The organism is Mucilaginibacter sp. P4_D1, assembly GCF_056401935.1.
This window is the reverse complement of the sequence record NZ_JBFUIJ010000013.1, coordinates 145,794-164,492: the sequence shown is the minus strand read 5'-3', so window position 1 is coordinate 164,492 and position 18,699 is coordinate 145,794. Positions and strand designations below refer to the sequence as shown.

Below are 18,699 nucleotides of genomic sequence, written 5' to 3'. Positions count from 1 at the left end.
GCAATGTTTCCTTCAGAGTTTCCCGAAATTTTACCACCACCCATGACATGTTTTCTTTCGAGGTGTGTTAGCCTGTCAGTCTGAGCCTGTCGAAGACTCGCGCGGAGAGGCCTTTGCCCGCTCTGGTTCGACAGGCTCACCATGACAGCCCTTTTTTACGATGTTATTCCCCCTTCAGAGTTTCGCCAAATTTTACAACTACCCATGACGTGTGTGGGTTTACTCAAACATTCGGGCGCAGCCTCGCCCGGCGAGGCTGCGCCATCATACAATATACTTTATTCCCCACCCCAAAAAAATCTTTCCTAAAACATTTGCATTTATATAAGCACTTATATAAATTGCGCTATGAATTTATATCAAAGCCTGGGTTATTTGGTATTGGGTAGCAGGTTGAGGCGATTAAGCGAGGCTTTTTTGGCCGAAATTAACCGTGCCTACCAAAATGAGGGGATAGATTTTGACGCCAGCTGGTTTCCGGTGTTTTATTTACTCTCTAAAAACGATGCTTTATCTATTAAAGAGTTGAGCGAGCAGATCGAGGTTTCGCACCCGGCTGCAAGCCAGCTGATTACCAATTTGAAAAACCGGGGCCTGGTTACCAGCGCTACCTGTGCCGACGATGGCCGCAGGCAGCTGGTTACTTTAACCGATAGTGGCCGTGCACTGCTAAAGCAGATATTGCCCGTGTGGGATGCCATCAGCCAGGCTATGACCCAACTGGTAGATGCTGATGCTGTATCGCAACAACTGCTGCCTGCCATTACGGCTGTTGAAAATACTTTCCGCTCAAGCAACCTATCTGCCGTTATCAGCAAAAAATTAACAGCTAATTTAAAACCTGCCGACCATGAATAGCATTTTCAACTACGGCACAAATCATTTAACCATTGGCATTTGCCTTGCTATTGCCGCAGGCAAAACGCGGGGGATTATCGATGCAGATGCTGATAAGGCTATTCGCAGCTCCTGGGGCGAGGTTGCAAAAATTGTTCATGCACAAAAGCCGGTTTATGGCATCAATACAGGTTTTGGCCCGCTATGTGATACCCATATATCAGAGGCCGATACCAGTTTGCTGCAAAGCAATATCCTTAAAAGCCATAGCGTTGGGGTAGGCAAGCCTATCCCGCAGGAGATAGCCAAACTGATGCTGATAACAAAAGTGCATGCTTTGGCACAAGGCTTCTCTGGTGTTGCGCCGGATACGTTAACACGTATTATCTGGCAAATTGATAACGATATTATACCCATTGTGCCCGAAAAGGGATCTGTAGGTGCTTCGGGCGATCTGGCCCCTTTATCGCACCTGTTTTTACCTTTAATAGGTTTAGGCGAGGTTTATGAAAATGGCGAACGCAAACCAGCAGCACAGATATTACAAAAACATAACCTGGCTCCATTAGTGTTAGGCCCTAAAGAAGGGCTTGCCTTAATCAACGGCACACAATTTATATTAGCTTTCGCAATAAAAGCAGTTGAGCGTTTGGATGATGCGTTGAACCGTGCCGACCTGATTGGTGCCATGTCATTAGAAGGGCTGATGGGGTCGGTAAGGCCTTTTGACGCCCGCATCCATGCTTTGCGCCCGTTTAAAGGCACCAAAATGGTTGCCGACCGCCTGTTTACTTTATTAAACGGATCGGAGATCAATTCCTCGCATATTAATTGCGATAGGGTGCAGGACCCTTATTCGTTGCGCTGTATGCCGCAGGTACACGGTGCATCGCGTAATGCCTGGCTGCATTTAAAAGAACTTACCGAAATTGAACTGAACTCGGTTACCGATAATCCCGTTATTTTTAATGCCGATGATACCATTAGCGGCGGTAACTTTCACGGCCAGCCCTTGGCTTTACCCTTGGATTATGCCACCGTGGCCGCTGCCGAACTGGGCAATATAGCCGACAGGCGCTGTTACCTTATGAGCGAAGGCCGGTATGGTCTGCCTAAACTACTTACTCATGATGCAGGGCTAAATTCAGGTCTGATGATACCGCAATACACCACCGCGGCTTTGGTTACCGAAAACAAAACCCTGTGCTTCCCGGCAAGTGCCGATAGTGTGCCTACGTCATTAGGGCAGGAAGATCATGTATCCATGGGTTCTATCAGCGGACGAAAGCTACACATGGTGTTAGATAATATAGAATACATCCAGGCCATTGAGTTGCTGTATGCGGCGCAGGCGATGGATTTTCGCAGGCCATTAAAATCAACCCCGGTTGTTGAGGCGCTGCATGATCACGTGCGCCAATACGTTCCGTTTATCAATGACGACCGCGTTTTTGCGGATGATATTAACCGTTTACATCAAATTATTACCGATGGCTCGTTTTTGGCGACTGCCAATAACGCTGCTATTCATCACCAAATAAACCTCAGCCATGACGAGTTCGGAATTTATTAATACCTACGCCAGCCACCCGGTGTACAAAGCGCCCCGTGGTATGCAGCTGCACGCCAAAAGCTGGCAAACCGAAGCTCCTTTGCGGATGCTCCTCAATAACCTTGATGACGAAGTTGCCGAAAATCCTGCTGATTTGGTGGTATACGGCGGTATTGGGCAGGCTGCCCGCAACCCGGAATCGCTGCGGAAAATTATTGAGTTGTTGCTGGAGCTAGACGAGTATCACTCTTTACTGGTGCAATCGGGCAAGCCGGTTGGCATTATCCGCAGCCATCCAGAAGCGCCACGGGTTTTAATAGCCAACAGCAACCTGGTGCCCGCATGGGCCAACTGGGAGCATTTTAATGATTTGCGCACCAAAGGCCTGATGATGTACGGCCAGATGACCGCCGGTAGCTGGATATATATAGGTACACAAGGTATTTTGCAGGGCACCTACGAAACCTTTGTAGAGTGCGGTAACCAGCATTTTAATAGCGATTTGGCCGGCAAGCTGGTTGTAAGCGCCGGTTTAGGCGGTATGGGCGGCGCTCAGCCATTGGCGGCAACCATGGCAGGCGGTGTATTTTTAGGTGCGGATGTGGATGCAACGCGTATCCAAAAAAGGTTGGATTCGCAATATATCGACCGGATGAGCTATTCCTACGAAGAGGCTATAGCTTGGATAAAAGAAGCTATGGGCAAAAAAGAAACCTTGTCTGTAGGCCTGGTAAGCGACGCCGGCGATTTGCTGCAAAGATTATTGAATGACGACCTTATTCCCGATATTTTAACCGATCAGACATCAGCACATGATCCACTGAATGGATATATCCCGAATGGTCTGCCGTTAACGGAAGTCTTGGATTTACGCAAGAGCGATCCCGTAGAATACAAGCGCCTATCGTTAAAAAGTATGGCCAGGCACGTAGGCCTGATGCTGGAATTTCAAAAACGCGGTGCAATAACTTTCGACTACGGGAACAACCTCCGCGAATTTGCTCGTCAAGGCGGTGAACCGGACGCATTTAATTTCCCCGGATTTACACCGGCCTATATCCGCCCGCTGTTTTGCGAGGGTAAAGGGCCATTCAGGTGGGTAGCCCTTTCCGGCGATCCGGAGGATATTTATACTACTGATAGGGCCTTGATGGAACTGTTCCCTGAGGATAAGCCGCTGGCCAAGTGGTTGACCAATGCGAGAGAAAAAATCTCATTCCAGGGATTGCCTGCCCGCATTTGCTGGCTGGGCATGGGCGACAGGGAGAAAGCGGGGCTGCTTTTTAACGAATTGGTAGCAACAGGTAAGGTAAAAGGCCCGATAGTAATCGGCCGCGACCATTTGGATTGTGGCTCGGTAGCATCGCCCAACCGCGAAACCGAATCGATGAAAGATGGCTCGGATGCTGTATCCGACTGGCCGCTGCTTAACCTGATGGCCAATGCATCGGGCGGCGCTACCTGGATCTCGTTTCACCACGGCGGCGGGGTAGGCATGGGATATTCGCAGCATGCAGGCATGGTGGTGCTGGCCGACGGCACCTACAGGGCAGCCACCTGCCTTAAACGCGTTTTATATAATGACCCGGCGATGGGGATATTCAGGCATACCGATGCAGGATATGATAAGGCTGAAGAGTGGGCGGAGAAGTTTGGGTTGAAGGTGTGGTAGGCCCCACCCAACCCTCCCCTGAAGGGGAGGGCTTTAAAAAGAATGTTGAATAAAACCTGAGCTTTTGAAAGTCTCCCCCTTCAGGGGGAGATTTAGAGGGGGCTGCTGATATTTATGAAAAAACTAATAGGCCCATTCACGCAAATCCTTCCGCTCACTGGGCTTCCGTTAAAGGGCGCTCTAAAGGACGAACAGTTACACATCATCCCAAACGGAGGCGTGCTGATTGAAGACGGACTAATACTTGCAGTTGATGACTTTGAAAACCTCCGGTCAAATTATCCGTCGGCACCAATAGAAGAAATTAACGGCAGTAACGTACTGTTGCCTGGTTTTATAGATTGCCATACCCATATTTGTTTTGCCGGCAGCCGCGCAAAGGACTACGCCATGCGCAATAGCGGTAAAACGTATTTGGAGATAGCGCAATTCGGCGGGGGCATTTGGGATTCGGTTACTCAAACCCGCACTGCAGATGAAGCGACGCTGACCAACCTGCTTTTGAAGCGCGTACAACGGCATGTAAGCGAAGGCGTCACCACTATCGAAATAAAAAGTGGCTACGGCTTAAGTGTCGAGGGCGAGTTAAAGCAGTTAAACGCGATAAAAGCGGCGGCTGATAAAACAAATGCGAGTTTAATATCAACTTGCCTTGCCGCGCATATATTACCTAAGGATTTTAACGGCAACCAACAGGAGTATCTAAATCATGTTTTAAATAACTTATTGCCTGTTGTCAAACAAAAGGGATTAAGCAATAGGGTCGATGTTTTCATCGAACAAAGTGCCTTCAATACCAGCGACGCTTTAAACTACCTGGCCAAAGCCAAGCAACTTGGTTTCGAGGTAACCGTACATGCCGACCAGTTTACCACCGGCGGCAGTGAGGTTGCCGTTAAGGCCCGCGCAGCATCGGCCGATCACCTGGAAGCCAGTGGCGATTATGAAATAAAATTATTGGCCAATTCCGATACCGTAGCTGTAACTTTACCCGGTGCATCCTTGGGCTTAGGGATGGCTTACGCTCCAGCCCGAAAGTTGCTGGATGCCGGTGCCTGCCTGGCCATAGCCAGTGACTGGAATCCCGGATCGGCGCCAATGGGAGACCTGCTGATGCAAGCCGCCGTAATGGCCGCAGCCGAAAAGCTAAGCGCAGCCGAAGTATTTACTGGCCTGACAGCCCGCGCAGCCCAGGCTTTGAAACTAAACGACCGAGGTGTTTTAGCCAAAGGTAAACTTGCTGATTTGCAGGCCTACCCATGCGACGACTACCGTGAAATATTATACCAGCAAGGAAAATTAAAGCCTGAAATGGTATGGACGGAAGGTTTGAAAAATTAAAAGGCGGGGGAATGTGCGATTTCCCTCTTGAGAGAGGTGGAGGAGGGTGTTTATAAAAGCTGGCGATTGAACGCGGGCGAACACACCCCTGTCACCGCGCTTCCCAACCCGCCCCCTCTCGAGAGGGGAACTTGAAAAGGCACCAATGAACTAATAAACAAGTGAACCAATGAACCAACTAATTGAATGCGTACCCAATTTTAGCGAAGGTGTAAACCTTGATATTATTAAACAGATAACCAACGAAGTGGAATCGGTTGATGGGGTAAGGTTACTGAATGTAGACCCGGGCAAGGCCACCAACCGCACCGTAGTAACTTTTGTAGGCGAACCTTCACGGGTGATTGAAGCGGCCTTCCTCGCCATAAAAAAAGCGGGGGAGCTGATTGATATGAGCAAACAGAAAGGCGAACATCCGAGGATGGGCGCTACTGATGTTTGTCCGCTGATACCCATTAGCAATATCAGTATGGAAGAAACCGCTGAGTATGCCAGGCAGTTGGCAAAGCTTGTAGGGGAGGAGTTGCAGATACCGGTTTATTTGTATGAGAATGCGCAGCCCAACAAAAGCAGGAGCAACCTTTCGGTCATTCGTGCCGGAGAATATGAAGGCTTTTTTAAGAAGATAAAATTGCCCGAATGGGCACCAGACTACGGCCCGGCCGAGAATGACATTAAGCGCGGGGCTACCGTAATAGGTGCCCGTGATTTCCTGGTAGCTTACAATGTGAACCTCAACACTACATCAACCCGCAGGGCAAATGCTATTGCGTTTGATGTGCGCGAAGCTGGACGTGTTTTGCGTGAGGGCGATCCGGTTACCGGCAAAATCATAACAGACGAGAATGGCAAACCTAAATCAATCCCTGGCTCATTAAAAGCGGTTAAGGCCATCGGCTGGTATATCGAAGAATATGGTGTCGCCCAAATCTCGATGAACCTGACCAATATCGAAATAACCCCTGTTCATGTGGCTTTTGACGAAGTTTGCAACAAAGCCAATGAGCGCGGCATTCGGGTAACAGGCAGCGAACTGGTTGGCTTAATCCCTTTAAAAGCGATGTTGGATGCCGGTAAATATTTCCTGAAAAAGCAACAGCGCTCCGTTGGTGTTAGCGAAAAGGAATTGATCAAAATAACCATCAAATCGATGGGGCTGGATGAACTTGGCCCTTTTGTTCCCGAAGAGCGTATTATTGAATATTTATTAAAAGGTAAGGCTGATAGTAAGCTCATATCGATGAGCCTGACTGACTTTGCCGACGAAACGGCCAGCGAAAGCCCTGCGCCCGGCGGTGGCTCTATCTCAGCATATGTAGGCTCATTAGGCGCTTCGTTGGCTGGCATGGTGGCCAACCTAAGCTCGCACAAAAAAGGATGGGACAGCCGCTGGCTGGAGTTCAGCGACTGGGCTGAGCAGGCGCAGCAATATAAAAATGAGTTGCTGGCATTGGTCGATTTAGATACTACAGCTTTCAATAAGATCATGGAATCTTTCGGCCTGCCCAAATCTACCGACGAAGAAAAGGCTGCAAGGGATCAGGCAATACAGGATGCTACCAAATACGCTATTGAAATCCCTTTTAAAGTGATGCAGACCGCACTGAGCAGTATTGAAGTGATTAAGGCGATGGTGGAGATAGGCAACCCCAACTCCGTAACCGATGCCGGTGTAGCTGCCCTTTGCGCCCGCGCTGCTGTTTTGGGCGCGTTTATGAACGTGAAGATCAATGCTTCCGGGTATAAGGATAAGGATTATGTTTTGGATATTATTTACCGGGGCAACGAGATTGAACGCCAGGCAATTGCTTTGGAAGCAGAGATTATTGAGCTGGTGAATGGGAAGATAGGTTTGTAAGCCTATTCTGCCAATTGGTATTCTTTGATCAATGCCGACGCAGGAATGTGCAATAATTCGCTAAATTTCCTGATCATAGTTAAAGACAGGGCCTGTTTGTAATTTAAAACTTTACTAACGGTGCCCTTATCACCATACTCTTTTGCCAGGTCGGAAGATTTGTAACCAAAATCCTCCATGCGTATTTTTATTAATTCGATAGGGTCTACTTCGGGTAGATCGCTGTGTGCTTTTTCGTATTCAGAAATAAGCAGGACAAGCAATTGTTTTTCCTTATGTTCTTCAGAACTTTTTTCAGAACGCTTAACTTTTTCATAGCGTTCAAGAGCCTGATTATAATCTTCTTCGGTTTCTATTATGAACCACTGTGGTTTTGTCATGTTTCTTGGTTTTTTTGTTAGATAGTTTCGGCATTTATTTCATCATATTCAGCGTGTGTTCCTACAAACCTTATCTCTACGATAGCATCTTTATAATCAACCTCTATAATAAGGCGATACTTATTGCCAACTATTTTAAACCTTGCTCTGTCACCTTTAATGATCTTGGCAGTTGGAAAATCCTTTAAAACATCTATGCTCTTTTTCCATTTTGCAGCCTCGGTAACAGTTTTCCAAACACTGAAGCTTTTCCCGGAATCCGAATGTTTTTTTGCAAACTGATCAACTTTACGAAGGTTTATAATTATCATATGCTGCTATTGACAAATATAAAAACAAAAGTTGGTTAAATGCCAACATTAAATAAAAAAAGCGATGAGTTTTACCCCATCGCTTTTCACTAATCCTCTACAGCCATGAACCATCAACAAATGATCCATCAACCAACAAACTTAAAACCTATACCTCACAAACGCCTCGATGGCCTCATATTCTGCCAGGCCTAATTGGTCGTATTTTTTTGCGGTTTCGCTTGTGCGGTCTTCAGCCCTAACCCAAAACTCACGTGCATCATCACCTGGGAAAACCGGCCTGTCTTTTTGTGATTGGTGTTTAAAGATAGCGTTGCGCTTGCGGATAACTTCCTGTGGTGAAAGTGGTACAGCCATTTCAATTTCGTGGGTAGGGAACTCGTGCCACGCGCCACGGTACATCCACAGCCAGCAATCTTTAACCCATTCTTCTGTGGCTTTCAACCGGTCGAGCGCTGCAAGGATAATGTTAAAACAAACCAGGTGGGTTCCATTCGGGTCGGCAAAATCTCCGGCTGCAAAGATTTGTTGCGGTTTTATTTTTTGCAGCAGATCGATAGTTAACAGGATATCTTCCTCACCAACGGTGTTCTTTTTGATTTTACCGGTTTCGTAAAACGGTAAGGCCATAAAGTGGATATGATCGTCTTGTAAACCTGCATAACGGGCACCCGAGATCGCCTCTGTTTTACGGATGAAACCTTTTACATTGCGGATTTCGCGGGTATCAATCTGGTTGGGTTGTTTTTGCGGGAAGAAAGCGCGCATTTCTTCGTATAATTTCGTCAGATGGACGCCGTCCTCGCCAATGCTGTTGGTAAAATCGATAGCAAATTCCATGTAGCGCAGCACATCATCGTCCCAGACGGCGGTATTGCCCGATGTTTGGTAGGCCACATGCACATCATGTCCCTGGTCAACCAGGCGGATGAAGGTACCACCCATCGATATCACATCATCATCCGGGTGCGGGGAGAAGATAACCGAGCGTTTTTTGGCTGGTAAAGCTCTTTCAGGCCGTTGTGAGTCATCTGCATTCGGCTTGCCACCCGGCCAGCCGGTAATGGTATGCTGTATCTGGTTAAAAATATCAATATTGATGTTGTAAACCGGGCCCTGTTCTACTGCTAATTGAGCCATACCGTGGTTGTTGTAATCTTCTTCGGTAAGTTTTAATACCGGTTTGCCAATGGTATCAGCCAGCCAGATCACCGCTTTCTTTTTCAGCGTATTATCATCCCATGAGCAATCTTTTACCAGCCATGGGGTATCAAAACGGGTGAGTTCAGATGCGGCTGCTTCGTCAAGCACAAATTCAACATGATCTGATAACTGCAAATAAGTGGCAGGTACTTCGCCTGATATTTCACCTTCAACAGCTTTTTTAACAATAGGCGCTTTTTTGGCGCTCCAGGCCATCAGGATGATCTCTCTTGCTTTAAAAATRGTACCAATMCCCATGGTAATGGCTTTGGTAGGCACATTGGCTTTRCCRCCAAAATCGCGGGCGGCATCACTGCGGGTMARRTCATCYARRGTAACCAAACGGGTACCCGAATTTGGCGCCGAACCCGGTTCGTTAAAACCGATGTGGCCGGTACGGCCGATACCTAATATCTGTAAATCCAGGCCGCCTAATTCTTCAATCTGTTTTTCATAATCCAGGCAGAAGGCTACCACGTCTTCTTTATCCAAAGTACCATCGGGGATATGCACATTGGCTTTATCAATATCAACATGGCTGAAAAGGTTTTCATACATGAAAGTAACATAGCTTTGGGCGGCATCGGGCTTCATGGGATAATACTCATCCAAATTAAAGGTGATGACATCTTTAAACGACAAGCCTTCTTCTTTGTGTAAGCGTACCAGTTCGGCATAAACACGGATGGGGGTAACACCTGTTGCCAGGCCTAGCACTGCCTGCTCGCCTTTTGCCTGCTTATCGCGAATAAGTTTGGCTATCCTGCCTGCTACGGCAATGGATGCCTCCTGCTGGTTGCCATAAACGCTTACCGGCAGCTTCTCGTACCGGGTCTCTTCCAATAAATTTAATCGGGCCATGGGATTGGGTTGAATTTGGTTGAAAACAAATATATCAGATATTTATTGACCGCACCCATTATTTTAACTTTTGTAAACGACCAAACAAATAGTAATTTAACCGCATGTTACCGTTAAACCAAAACTTGCAAAAGCTTTTTGATATCGCCCAAAAACCTGTTAAAACCGTTATCGGTTTAATGTCGGGCACGTCATTAGATGGGTTGGATATTGCCTTATGCAGCTTTAGCGGCCATGGCCTGCAAACCCAATACAAATTACTGCAATTTATCACCATCCCATATCCCGAAAGCTTTAAAAGCGAAGTACAGCAGGTATTTGCCAAAAAAACGGTCGACCTGGAAAAGCTCACTTTACTAAATGCTTACATTGGCAGTTACCATGGCGAATTGGTACTGCAAGCCCTTTCAAAGTGGGATATCGCCCCCGATACAGTTGATGTTATAGCCAGCCACGGTCAAACAATTTACCATGCGCCAAAAAGGTTACACAAACAGGCAAACTATCCAAATGCCACACTGCAAATTGGCGACGGAGATCACCTGGCGGTAAAAACCGGGATATTGACCATAAGCGATTTCAGGCAAAAACATATTGCCGCCGGTGGCGAAGGCGCACCTCTGGCCTTATATGGCGATGTGCTATTGGGCAGTAAACCGGGCGAAGAAAGGATTTTGCTGAACATCGGCGGCATTGCAAATCTTACCTACCTGCCTGCCAATAATGATACAGCCAACGTTTTATGTACAGATATTGGCCCGGGTAATACCCTGATAGACGCTGCCTGCCGCCGGTATTTTAACAAGGCTTTTGATGAAGATTCGGCCATTGCCAACAGCGGCAAGGTAAACCACCATTTGCTTACCGCCCTGCTCGGCCACCCGTTTTTTAACGAGGCCGCGCCAAAAACTACCGGGCCCGAATTGTTTAACCTTGCGTTTGTTGAAAATGCGCAGCAACAATCACAAACAAAGGAGGTGCCGCCCGAGGATCTGGTAAGTACATTAAGCGCATTTACGGCCATATCCATCATCAATTTTATCAAAGCCAATATACAGGCCGATAACCCGAAAATATTTGTAAGCGGCGGCGGGGCCAGGAACCCCTTTGTGATAGCCCAATTGAAGCTGGCCTTTGAAGATATTAAAGATACAAGCAGCCTTGGTATTAATCCCGATGCCAAGGAAGCCATATTATTTGCCCTACTTGGCAATGAAGCTTTGTGCGGCGAACCTATTGCTATGGGCAATAACCCAGGCGTGTTAATGGGGAAGTTTAGTTTTGCGTTGTAATACCTTTACTTAAAGTTGGGACATGATTTAAACCACCTCCAAGCCCCTCTTTTCGGCGAAGGAGAAAATGCATCGGGTGAGTATTAACCAGCGTTCTCGCCGGCTAATTCCATCTCAAATCTAACTCAAAAAGTTCCTCTTTTCCTGATCCTCATCAAGCCATTGGCCGTAGTAACGTAAATAACCCCTTTAGAATCCTGCACCACCTGGTAAATTTTGAAGCCTGGGGCGGGCGAGTTGGCGTTGTTGTAGTTTTCCCAGCTGTTTTTTAAATCGTACCGTACCAGGCCCGATTGATCGGTACCCAGCCATAGTACGTGTTCAAACTTATCGTACATAATGCTGGTTACATGGTTTGATGGCATGCCCGAATTTTTGTCGGTTAAGTGCAGCCAGGTACCATCGGGGCGTAGTACCGCAATGCCTTCGTTATCATCATCGGCAGCGGCTTTGCCGGTGCTTACTAATGAGAAATAGAGATTGCCCTGTTCATCTTCGGCCGCGCCGGAAATGCTGGCGTTTTTCAGCGGCGTATCAGATGTGGTAAAAGTGGTAGGCAGCAGGTCTTTCTCAATCAGGATGGTGCCCTTTGATGTACCAATCCACAGGCGTTTACGGTTATCCACATAAGCAAAAGTTACGTTGCTTGATGGCAGCAGCGGGATGGTTTTCTTGTTAAGCACCACCACTTTATCTTTACGTACTACCACCATGCCATCTTTGGTGGTAAACAGCAATTCGCCGTTGCGGCTTTTGATGATGTGGGTAACCGGGCTTTTTATAAATTTTTTAAAATCGTACACCTGCCAGCCGGCATCAGTGCATTTGTATATGCCGTTATCAATGTAGGCCCATTTGGCGTTTTCCTTGTCGACGGTAATTTCCTGCACAGCGGTTTCGGCAGTAAAGGGCGAGTTGTATTCATTAACCGGGTTAAAGGTGGTACCATCAAAACGGGTAAGGCCGTGGGCGGTGGCGTACCAAAGCACATCGGTAGCGTCAACCGCGCTTGATTGGCTCACGTTATCGGGCAGGGGCGAATCGTAGTGCGTCCACTTGGTAAACTCGTAACTGTTGAGCGATGGGTTGGTATACTGGGTACTGGTATTGTAAATAGTTGGCGGGCCTGCCGGTTTCATCTGCTCCAGGTCCATCCGCAGCATCTGGGCCGAAATACGGCCAAAGGCTATTTTAAACTGCACATTTACAGATGATGCCACCCGTTTGCCATGGTCAACCGCCGCCTTCCACAAGCTGCCGTTCAGCAAGCGAATGATATCGGCCGTAAGCGGGCTGTTGGTTACGTCGGTATGGCTTAGCACACAGCTAAAGCCCGAAGGCTCAACCAACACCTGGAAGGTTAACTGGCCATTGGCATCTTTAAACGAATACTTGCGGTTAATACGGTCGCACACCTGGTCGAGCGTAAACTGGCTGCAGGTAGCTTTGGGGCTGCCACAGTCGATGCAATAATTTTCGGCGCTGCACAGTTCAATCTTTTGCAAAAAAAGATTTTGCGCGCAAACTACCGCGGGAAATACGAAAACTAAAAAGCATGTAAGCACCAATAGCTTACCGGTTTTGGATGGATATAACAATGTCAGCATTAATTTCATAAAATAAAGAAAGCTAACGCAAACCACCAAACTTATAATAGTTAAATTAGGTTAAAGTTTTGTTACAAAGGGAAGGCGTTGGTTGCTTAGTGGTTTTGTTATAATGGCCTATCAGGACATATCCAATTTTTCTGTCATCCTGAATTGTCAACCCCACGGATATTGAAGGTCGGAATGAGCTGTCAAAAAAGCGGTCATGCTGAGTGTTACAATTTGGTGAAACGCTGAAGGAGGAATGACATCGTAAAAAAGGGCTGTCATGGTGAGCTTGTCGAACCATAGCGGGCAAAGGCCTCTCCGCGCGACCCTTCGACAGGCTCAGGGTGATAGGCCTATGCCCCTCGAAAGTTTGACATGCCATGCGTAGACACGAGGGAGCTATCAGTTGTGCATAACCGAAAGAAAAGTTGGCGAATAGATGCTTCGTACCTCAGTAAGAGGGTTATAAAGACGACATAGCAATCGGCATGACATTGGGAACCATCCCCATTCCAATTTTTTAGAATATATAAGTACTTTTACAAAGCCAAACAATTGTGGCTTACAGTTGTAAGTACTTCGCCTGCAACAGGTAAAATTCTTTTGGCAAAACACAAATATCAAATTTAACCCAGGCAGGCTAACTGCTACCCCTATGGATAAAATTACCGATAAATACCATCAGCCGGTTAATGCGGACCCTAAGCGACAGGATCTTTTGTTTGATTTGAAGGAAGTATCCAAACGCACTTACCAGCTTGGGCTTTCGGCCTTGTCGCTGGGGGTGTTTTTATCGGTTTATGATGCCTTTATCGGCATGTATGTGTCGTCGTTTTTGCTGGCTTGCTTTTGCCTGGCTATTTCAATGTTCGTGGTGTTAAAATGGCAGGATGCTATTAAAGATCTTACCATATCTATATTTTCGGTCATCTGCGGGCTGCTGGTGTGCCTGGTATTGCTTGAAGGCTTGCAAACCGACCAGTACCTCTTCTTTTTCCCCGCCCTGATAGCCGTCCCGCTGGTTCTCGACCTGAAGCACAAGCAGGCCAAAAAGCCCGGCATTTTTGTGGGCATCATGATATTTGCCTTTGTTGCCTGTATTGTTATTGGTAACTACGTACCCCCGCTGGCCAATTTTACGCCCGTGCAGGCAGCACGGCTGGCGCTGGTTAACCGCTTTACGGCGCTTGGCTCAACCATTGTGCTGGCGGCGCTGTACACGTTTTTCGAAAAAAAGTATATTGAAGAGATTGTTACCCAAAGCGACAGGGTTATCAAAACCAAAACCCAGTTCCTGGCCACCATGGGGCACGAGCTGCGCACCCCCTTAAATGGCATCATCGGTATTGTAAACCTGCTGAAGCAGGAAAACTCGGCCACCCGCCAGGCCGAGTACATCAGCATACTCCAAAACTCGGCCGATCATATGCTGCAGCAGGTAAATGATATCCTGGATTTTAATAAGATAGAAGCCGGCAAGCTGGAACTGCACCCCATCACCATTAATTTAAGCAACTTTTTGCTCAACGTGTGCCTGCCCTTTAAAGTGCTATCGGCAAACAGCAATGTAGAGGTACTGGCCGATATTGACCGACAGCTGGATATCCTGGTACTGGCCGATGATATGCGGCTTACGCAGGTGCTCAACAATATTTTTGCCAACGCCCTTAAATTTACCGGCAACGGCTACGTAAAGCTAAAAGCCACCTGCCTTAAAAAAACCGACAAGCAAATAGCCGTCGACTTTGTGATTGAAGATACCGGTATCGGTATTGATAAGGCCGACCAGGAAAAGATTTTTGAAGGCTTTTGGCAGGTATACCACGAGGGCACCCGCGAGCTTACCGGCACCGGGCTGGGCCTTACCATTTGCAACCGCATATTGCAGATGATGGGGGCCAAACTATCGCTCGAGAGCGAAAAGGGCAGGGGCAGCAAGTTTTCGTTCAGCCTAACGTTTAACATTGCCCATGTGGCGCCGCTTACTATACCGCTAAAACCCACAGCAGGCAGCGGCGACCTTAAATTACTAAGGGTACTACTGGCCGAGGATAATAAGATAAATATGATGGTGGCCAAAAAGGCCCTCACCAGTTTTGGCGCCACGGTTGATGCCGCCTACGACGGTGTGGAAGCCCTGGCCCGGCTGGAAAATTTTCCGCATTATGACATTGTACTGCTCGACCTGGAAATGCCCGTAATGAACGGCTATCAAGCCGTTTTCGAAATCAAAAAGAAATACCCGCTGGTACCGGTCATCGCCTTCACCGCCTCGCTGGTAGACCAAAAAATGCTTGCCGACCTGCTGGCCAGCGGCTTTAACGATTGCATTCTGAAACCTTTCAACCCGCAGCAGCTATCAACCGTTATTAAAAAACATACCGGGGTTAAAGAAGGGGTGTAGTTTGATTTCGGATTTCGGATGTTGGATTTCGGATTTTTTTATTTTAGGATTTTTCTGTCCCCACAGGTTCTCTCAGCGAGGAACCTGTGGGACGATGCCCGTTGTGTCCAAATAATTCATCGCCTGGTATGCGGCCTCAGGGTCCTTTTTCAAAGAGACCCCGAGGGGACAAGTGTGATTTCGGAATTCGGATGTTCGATTTCGGATTTTTTTATTTTCGGATTTATAAATCGACTTTAGAATTTAACATCGCCCCAACCATGCAAGTGAGCCAAAAAAGTCTTGCTACTTGATACTTACTACTTGATACTAAAATGGGCATGTCCCCCGCCGGTAGAAGCGGGGGCCGGGCTTTACGTTCATACTGCGCAAGGCATTAGCCACAGGCCGGTACCCACTTCAATCCCTCATGCGGAAGTTGGTGAAGCGTTTGGCTTTGTGAGTTTATTAAAGCATTGTGATTTGCATGTGGCACACCCCGGAATTACCGGGGCGGCAGCGGGAATACTTACGGTAGCGATGGGTTAATCTGTCTTTTGTAACGTAGCATATACCTCCAGTAATTTATCCAGCTCGGCCTTTGATTTGCAGTTGCCAAAGGCGTGAATATATGCAGGCCAGTCGGTGCCGCTATTGCTTTTGGTAATTAGCTGAACCTGGTATTTACCGTTACAATCGTTAAGTATCCAATTTTCATTGTTGCCAAACAAGTAAGCTTTGGTTTTCTGCTCCTTACAGCTGTCATTTGCGGCAGGGAACAAGGCGGGGTTGTTACCCATATAAAAGCCGCCCTCAAACCCTGTTGTGTTGGTAGTATCGGCAGGATAAAAGTAATAAACCGAAAAATCGGGACCCTTACTTTTTTTAATGATATAACCAGCCGGCAACCCAATGCTGTATTTTAATCCGGGTATTTGTTTCGTGGTCAACTTTTTTTTAAAGGCGCTGTCGGGTAATTTATGAGCGCCTGGCTTGCAGGCAATTAATGTAAATAATAGGTAAATAATTGTGATTTGGTATGGCTTCATTTTGTTTAGGTATCCAAAGCCAAGTTAATGTAAATTATTAATAGCCCGGTAGCCTGAGAGGACAAATTACCTGTCGTTGGCCATTTGTTTTCTGTCCCCTCGGGTTCTCTCAACGAGGAACCTGAGGGACGATGCCCGTTGTGTACAAATAATTCATCGCATGGTATGCCGCCTTAGGGTTCTTTTTCAAAGAGACCCCGAGGGGACATAAAGCCGCAAAGAGGGTTGAGGAAAGAAAAGTAAGGACCCCGAGGGAACAAAAACAACCTTGGCTTATCAGGTAAAGCGAACAAAATTGGATCAATAACAATTTCTGCTTCAACATGATTAAGGGAAATCAGTTTGATTTCGCTACATTTACTGATAAGCTAACTGTAATAAACAACCCCTTTTGGGACAAAATCGAAACCATTATGCCTGCCGAATGGTTAAGTGAGCAGTTTTATACCATTAAGGCATATTTAACTACGTTGATTAATGAAGCTGATTTGTTTTCAAGCGAATTAAATCGGATACTTTTATGATAAAATACGAATATCAAATTTTAAGATATGTACATGACCAGGCTTCGGGCGAGTTTGTGAATGTTGGTATTGTCATTTTTGAGCCGCAAAGCAAAATTTTAAAAGCAAGGGTGCTCAATAAGTTTAGCAGGATATCTACCTTTTTTGAAGAAATTAACGGGTACTATTTACTAAGTACCTTAAAGCATTTTCAAAAAGAGGTGGAAAGTATTAATGACGACTTCGCGTTTTTTAACTCAAGTGAGTTTTTATTGGAAAAGGAAAAACCCGGTTTAAGTATAATTACGGGCAAGGTTGTGCTAAACGACGACAGCGCATTAAAATTGACCGAAGTAAAAAAAGGCTTAGACCTTAATTTAGACAGCGCCCTCGACGATCTGTTTGAAAGACTGGTAGATAAATACAGCCCCGAAAAAAACAAAGAAGCACATACAGATGCTTATGCCTGGTCCAAAGTATACAAATCACATTTCGATAGGTATGGTATTACACCAAGGTTAAAAGACCATACCATTAAAACCCCCAATGACGAGATTAAGTTTGATAAATCGTGGAAAAATGGTGTTTGGAACTGTTATCAAAGCCTATCCTTTGATTTGAAAAAAGACGATGCGATTAAAAATAAGGTTTACAAATGGTCGGGCATTATTAAAGAACTGCAATTGGCCAACCAAAAAATGAACCTGTTTTTTTTGACAACATCCCCCAAATCAAATGAGCATTTGAACGATTTTATCAAAGATACCCTATCTCAAAAAGGCAGCGAGGTTAAGGTAACTATCGTTACTGAAGATGAAGCCGAGCAATTTGCAAGAAAAGTGAAAACTGCAATAGAAAGCGCTTTTTAGGATCATTGCTAAACACACATGTCAAATGCATCTATGCGTGGCGTTTAACTTCAGCGGGGCAGACGAGGAACTCCTACGCCATTAGGTTGCTAATACGGTTTAGTGCCGGTGTTGAGCAAAGGTTTGAGAGTTGACTCACCTGCACAATGATCGGTATTTGTTTAAAGGAAGTGATTATATACGCTAACTGCGCAATCATAAATTTGGATACTGTTACAAAGCCCATTTATATGCTAAAGTTATTATAAACTGGCTGTAATTACCATATAAGTTATACTCATACTGCGCATGCGGCTCCATGCGTATTTGGTAAGTAAGGGCAAGGTCTAAACCCTTTTTCTTTTCACGACCCAGCCTAAAAGCATACCCTATAGCAGGCGATACCACTACAGCAAGAGCGTGGTTGGTATATTTAACCGTGTTAGAATTTATATTAAAAGAGGTACCGACCTCAGCCTCAACATAAAGCTTTCCTGCGTATAGTCGTGCCCCTATTTTTACAGGTATAAACGAAGCTACTGAAATCTCGCTTGTACCATCCCCAAAAGGGCCAAAAGATATGCTTTCATTTGAAACAAAAAAATTATAGGCAACCGACCCGATCAGGCTCATGGAGGATGATTTGATGGGGTGCTCAAATTTTACCCCTATTATACCTCCAAAGAGGTAATTGCCCGAATGTACCCCTATGGCTACACCAGGCCCGGCAAACACCCCCAACCGTGAGGAGAGACTGTTATCGGTTTGAGCTCTCGCGTTAGTTGCTGCCAGGATCAGTAAAGAAAAAATTACGTTTTTAAGATGACTATAATTTCGCTGCCGGATGTTCATAACTAAAAGTAAATAAAGTTTGCGGTTTTATGGATATGTTTAATAACGAAAGAAACAAGAAAACGTAACTAATAAATACCGGAGTTTTCTGCAAAACGTTTAAAGTCATAACCCCAGGCTAAAAGCCGCACTTACAGCAAACTGCCGTATTTGCCCTGGCAG

The 18,699-nt window shown here is 46.2% G+C and carries 15 protein-coding genes; 9 read left to right on the top strand and 6 right to left on the bottom strand.

Translation table 11 applies throughout. The features are described 5' to 3' along the window. Positions 1-348 precede the first annotated feature (348 nt). From AC1DV1_RS14270 to ftcD, 5 genes are all read left to right on the top strand, one after another. Positions 349-858, top strand: coding sequence for a MarR family winged helix-turn-helix transcriptional regulator (locus AC1DV1_RS14270; protein WP_477360252.1), 510 nt, complete (start codon positions 349-351; stop codon positions 856-858). Continuing rightward, positions 851-2,410 (top strand): histidine ammonia-lyase, encoded by a 1,560-nt coding sequence (gene hutH / locus AC1DV1_RS14265; protein ID WP_477360250.1) that lies wholly within the window; start codon positions 851-853, stop codon positions 2,408-2,410. The genes AC1DV1_RS14270 and hutH overlap by 8 nt, the downstream gene beginning before the upstream one ends. After that, positions 2,388-4,061 carry a urocanate hydratase gene (gene hutU / locus AC1DV1_RS14260; protein WP_477360248.1) on the top strand — a complete coding sequence of 558 codons (1,674 nt, stop codon included), beginning with the start codon at positions 2,388-2,390 and terminating at the stop codon, positions 4,059-4,061. The genes hutH and hutU overlap by 23 nt, the downstream gene beginning before the upstream one ends. Positions 4,062-4,175: 114 nt before the next feature. Then, complete coding sequence (gene hutI, locus AC1DV1_RS14255; RefSeq protein ID WP_477360246.1) at positions 4,176-5,402, top strand: imidazolonepropionase; 1,227 nt, start codon at positions 4,176-4,178, stop codon at positions 5,400-5,402. A 169-nt stretch (positions 5,403-5,571) separates the two neighbouring features. Continuing rightward, positions 5,572-7,260, top strand: coding sequence for a glutamate formimidoyltransferase (ftcD, locus tag AC1DV1_RS14250; protein WP_477360244.1), 1,689 nt, complete (start codon positions 5,572-5,574; stop codon positions 7,258-7,260). Positions 7,261-7,262: 2 nt separating this feature from the next. On the opposite strand, the gene AC1DV1_RS14245 is transcribed toward ftcD, so the two are convergent. The 3 genes from AC1DV1_RS14245 to nagB all read right to left on the bottom strand — a co-directional run bounded on the left by AC1DV1_RS14245 (position 7,263) and on the right by nagB (position 10,015). After that, complete coding sequence (locus AC1DV1_RS14245) at positions 7,263-7,640, bottom strand: helix-turn-helix domain-containing protein (protein WP_477360242.1); 378 nt, start codon at positions 7,638-7,640, stop codon at positions 7,263-7,265. A 17-nt stretch (positions 7,641-7,657) separates the two neighbouring features. After that, a complete protein-coding gene (locus AC1DV1_RS14240; protein ID WP_477360240.1) occupies positions 7,658-7,951 on the bottom strand; it encodes a type II toxin-antitoxin system HigB family toxin in 294 nt (97 codons plus the stop codon). Between the two features lie 141 nt (positions 7,952-8,092). After that, positions 8,093-10,015: a glucosamine-6-phosphate deaminase gene (gene nagB / locus AC1DV1_RS14235; RefSeq protein WP_477360238.1), complete on the bottom strand. Its 1,923-nt coding sequence runs from the start codon at positions 10,013-10,015 to the stop codon at positions 8,093-8,095. Positions 10,016-10,119: 104 nt separating this feature from the next. Between nagB and AC1DV1_RS14230 the strand changes: the two genes are divergently transcribed. Continuing rightward, positions 10,120-11,307 carry an anhydro-N-acetylmuramic acid kinase gene (locus AC1DV1_RS14230; protein WP_477360236.1) on the top strand — a complete coding sequence of 396 codons (1,188 nt, stop codon included), beginning with the start codon at positions 10,120-10,122 and terminating at the stop codon, positions 11,305-11,307. Between the two features lie 125 nt (positions 11,308-11,432). On the opposite strand, the gene AC1DV1_RS14225 is transcribed toward AC1DV1_RS14230, so the two are convergent. Continuing rightward, a complete protein-coding gene (locus AC1DV1_RS14225; RefSeq protein WP_477360234.1) occupies positions 11,433-12,923 on the bottom strand; it encodes a ligand-binding sensor domain-containing protein in 1,491 nt (496 codons plus the stop codon). Between the two features lie 634 nt (positions 12,924-13,557). Between AC1DV1_RS14225 and AC1DV1_RS14220 the strand changes: the two genes are divergently transcribed. Then, positions 13,558-15,306 carry an ATP-binding protein gene (locus tag AC1DV1_RS14220; RefSeq protein WP_477360232.1) on the top strand — a complete coding sequence of 583 codons (1,749 nt, stop codon included), beginning with the start codon at positions 13,558-13,560 and terminating at the stop codon, positions 15,304-15,306. Between the two features lie 524 nt (positions 15,307-15,830). Here the strand turns inward: AC1DV1_RS14220 and AC1DV1_RS14215 are convergent. After that, positions 15,831-16,334 (bottom strand): hypothetical protein, encoded by a 504-nt coding sequence (locus AC1DV1_RS14215; RefSeq protein WP_477360230.1) that lies wholly within the window; start codon positions 16,332-16,334, stop codon positions 15,831-15,833. Between the two features lie 323 nt (positions 16,335-16,657). Between AC1DV1_RS14215 and AC1DV1_RS14210 the strand changes: the two genes are divergently transcribed. Both AC1DV1_RS14210 and AC1DV1_RS14205 read left to right on the top strand, forming a co-directional pair. Continuing rightward, positions 16,658-16,858 carry a hypothetical protein gene (locus AC1DV1_RS14210; RefSeq protein ID WP_477360228.1) on the top strand — a complete coding sequence of 67 codons (201 nt, stop codon included), beginning with the start codon at positions 16,658-16,660 and terminating at the stop codon, positions 16,856-16,858. Next, on the top strand, positions 16,855-17,706 hold the full coding sequence (locus AC1DV1_RS14205) for a DUF3037 domain-containing protein (protein WP_477360226.1): 852 nt from the start codon (positions 16,855-16,857) through the stop codon (positions 17,704-17,706). The genes AC1DV1_RS14210 and AC1DV1_RS14205 overlap by 4 nt, the downstream gene beginning before the upstream one ends. A gap of 213 nt (positions 17,707-17,919) precedes the next feature. Here the strand turns inward: AC1DV1_RS14205 and AC1DV1_RS14200 are convergent, their stop codons facing one another. Next, complete coding sequence (locus AC1DV1_RS14200; RefSeq protein WP_477360224.1) at positions 17,920-18,537, bottom strand: hypothetical protein; 618 nt, start codon at positions 18,535-18,537, stop codon at positions 17,920-17,922. Positions 18,538-18,699 lie beyond the last annotated feature (162 nt).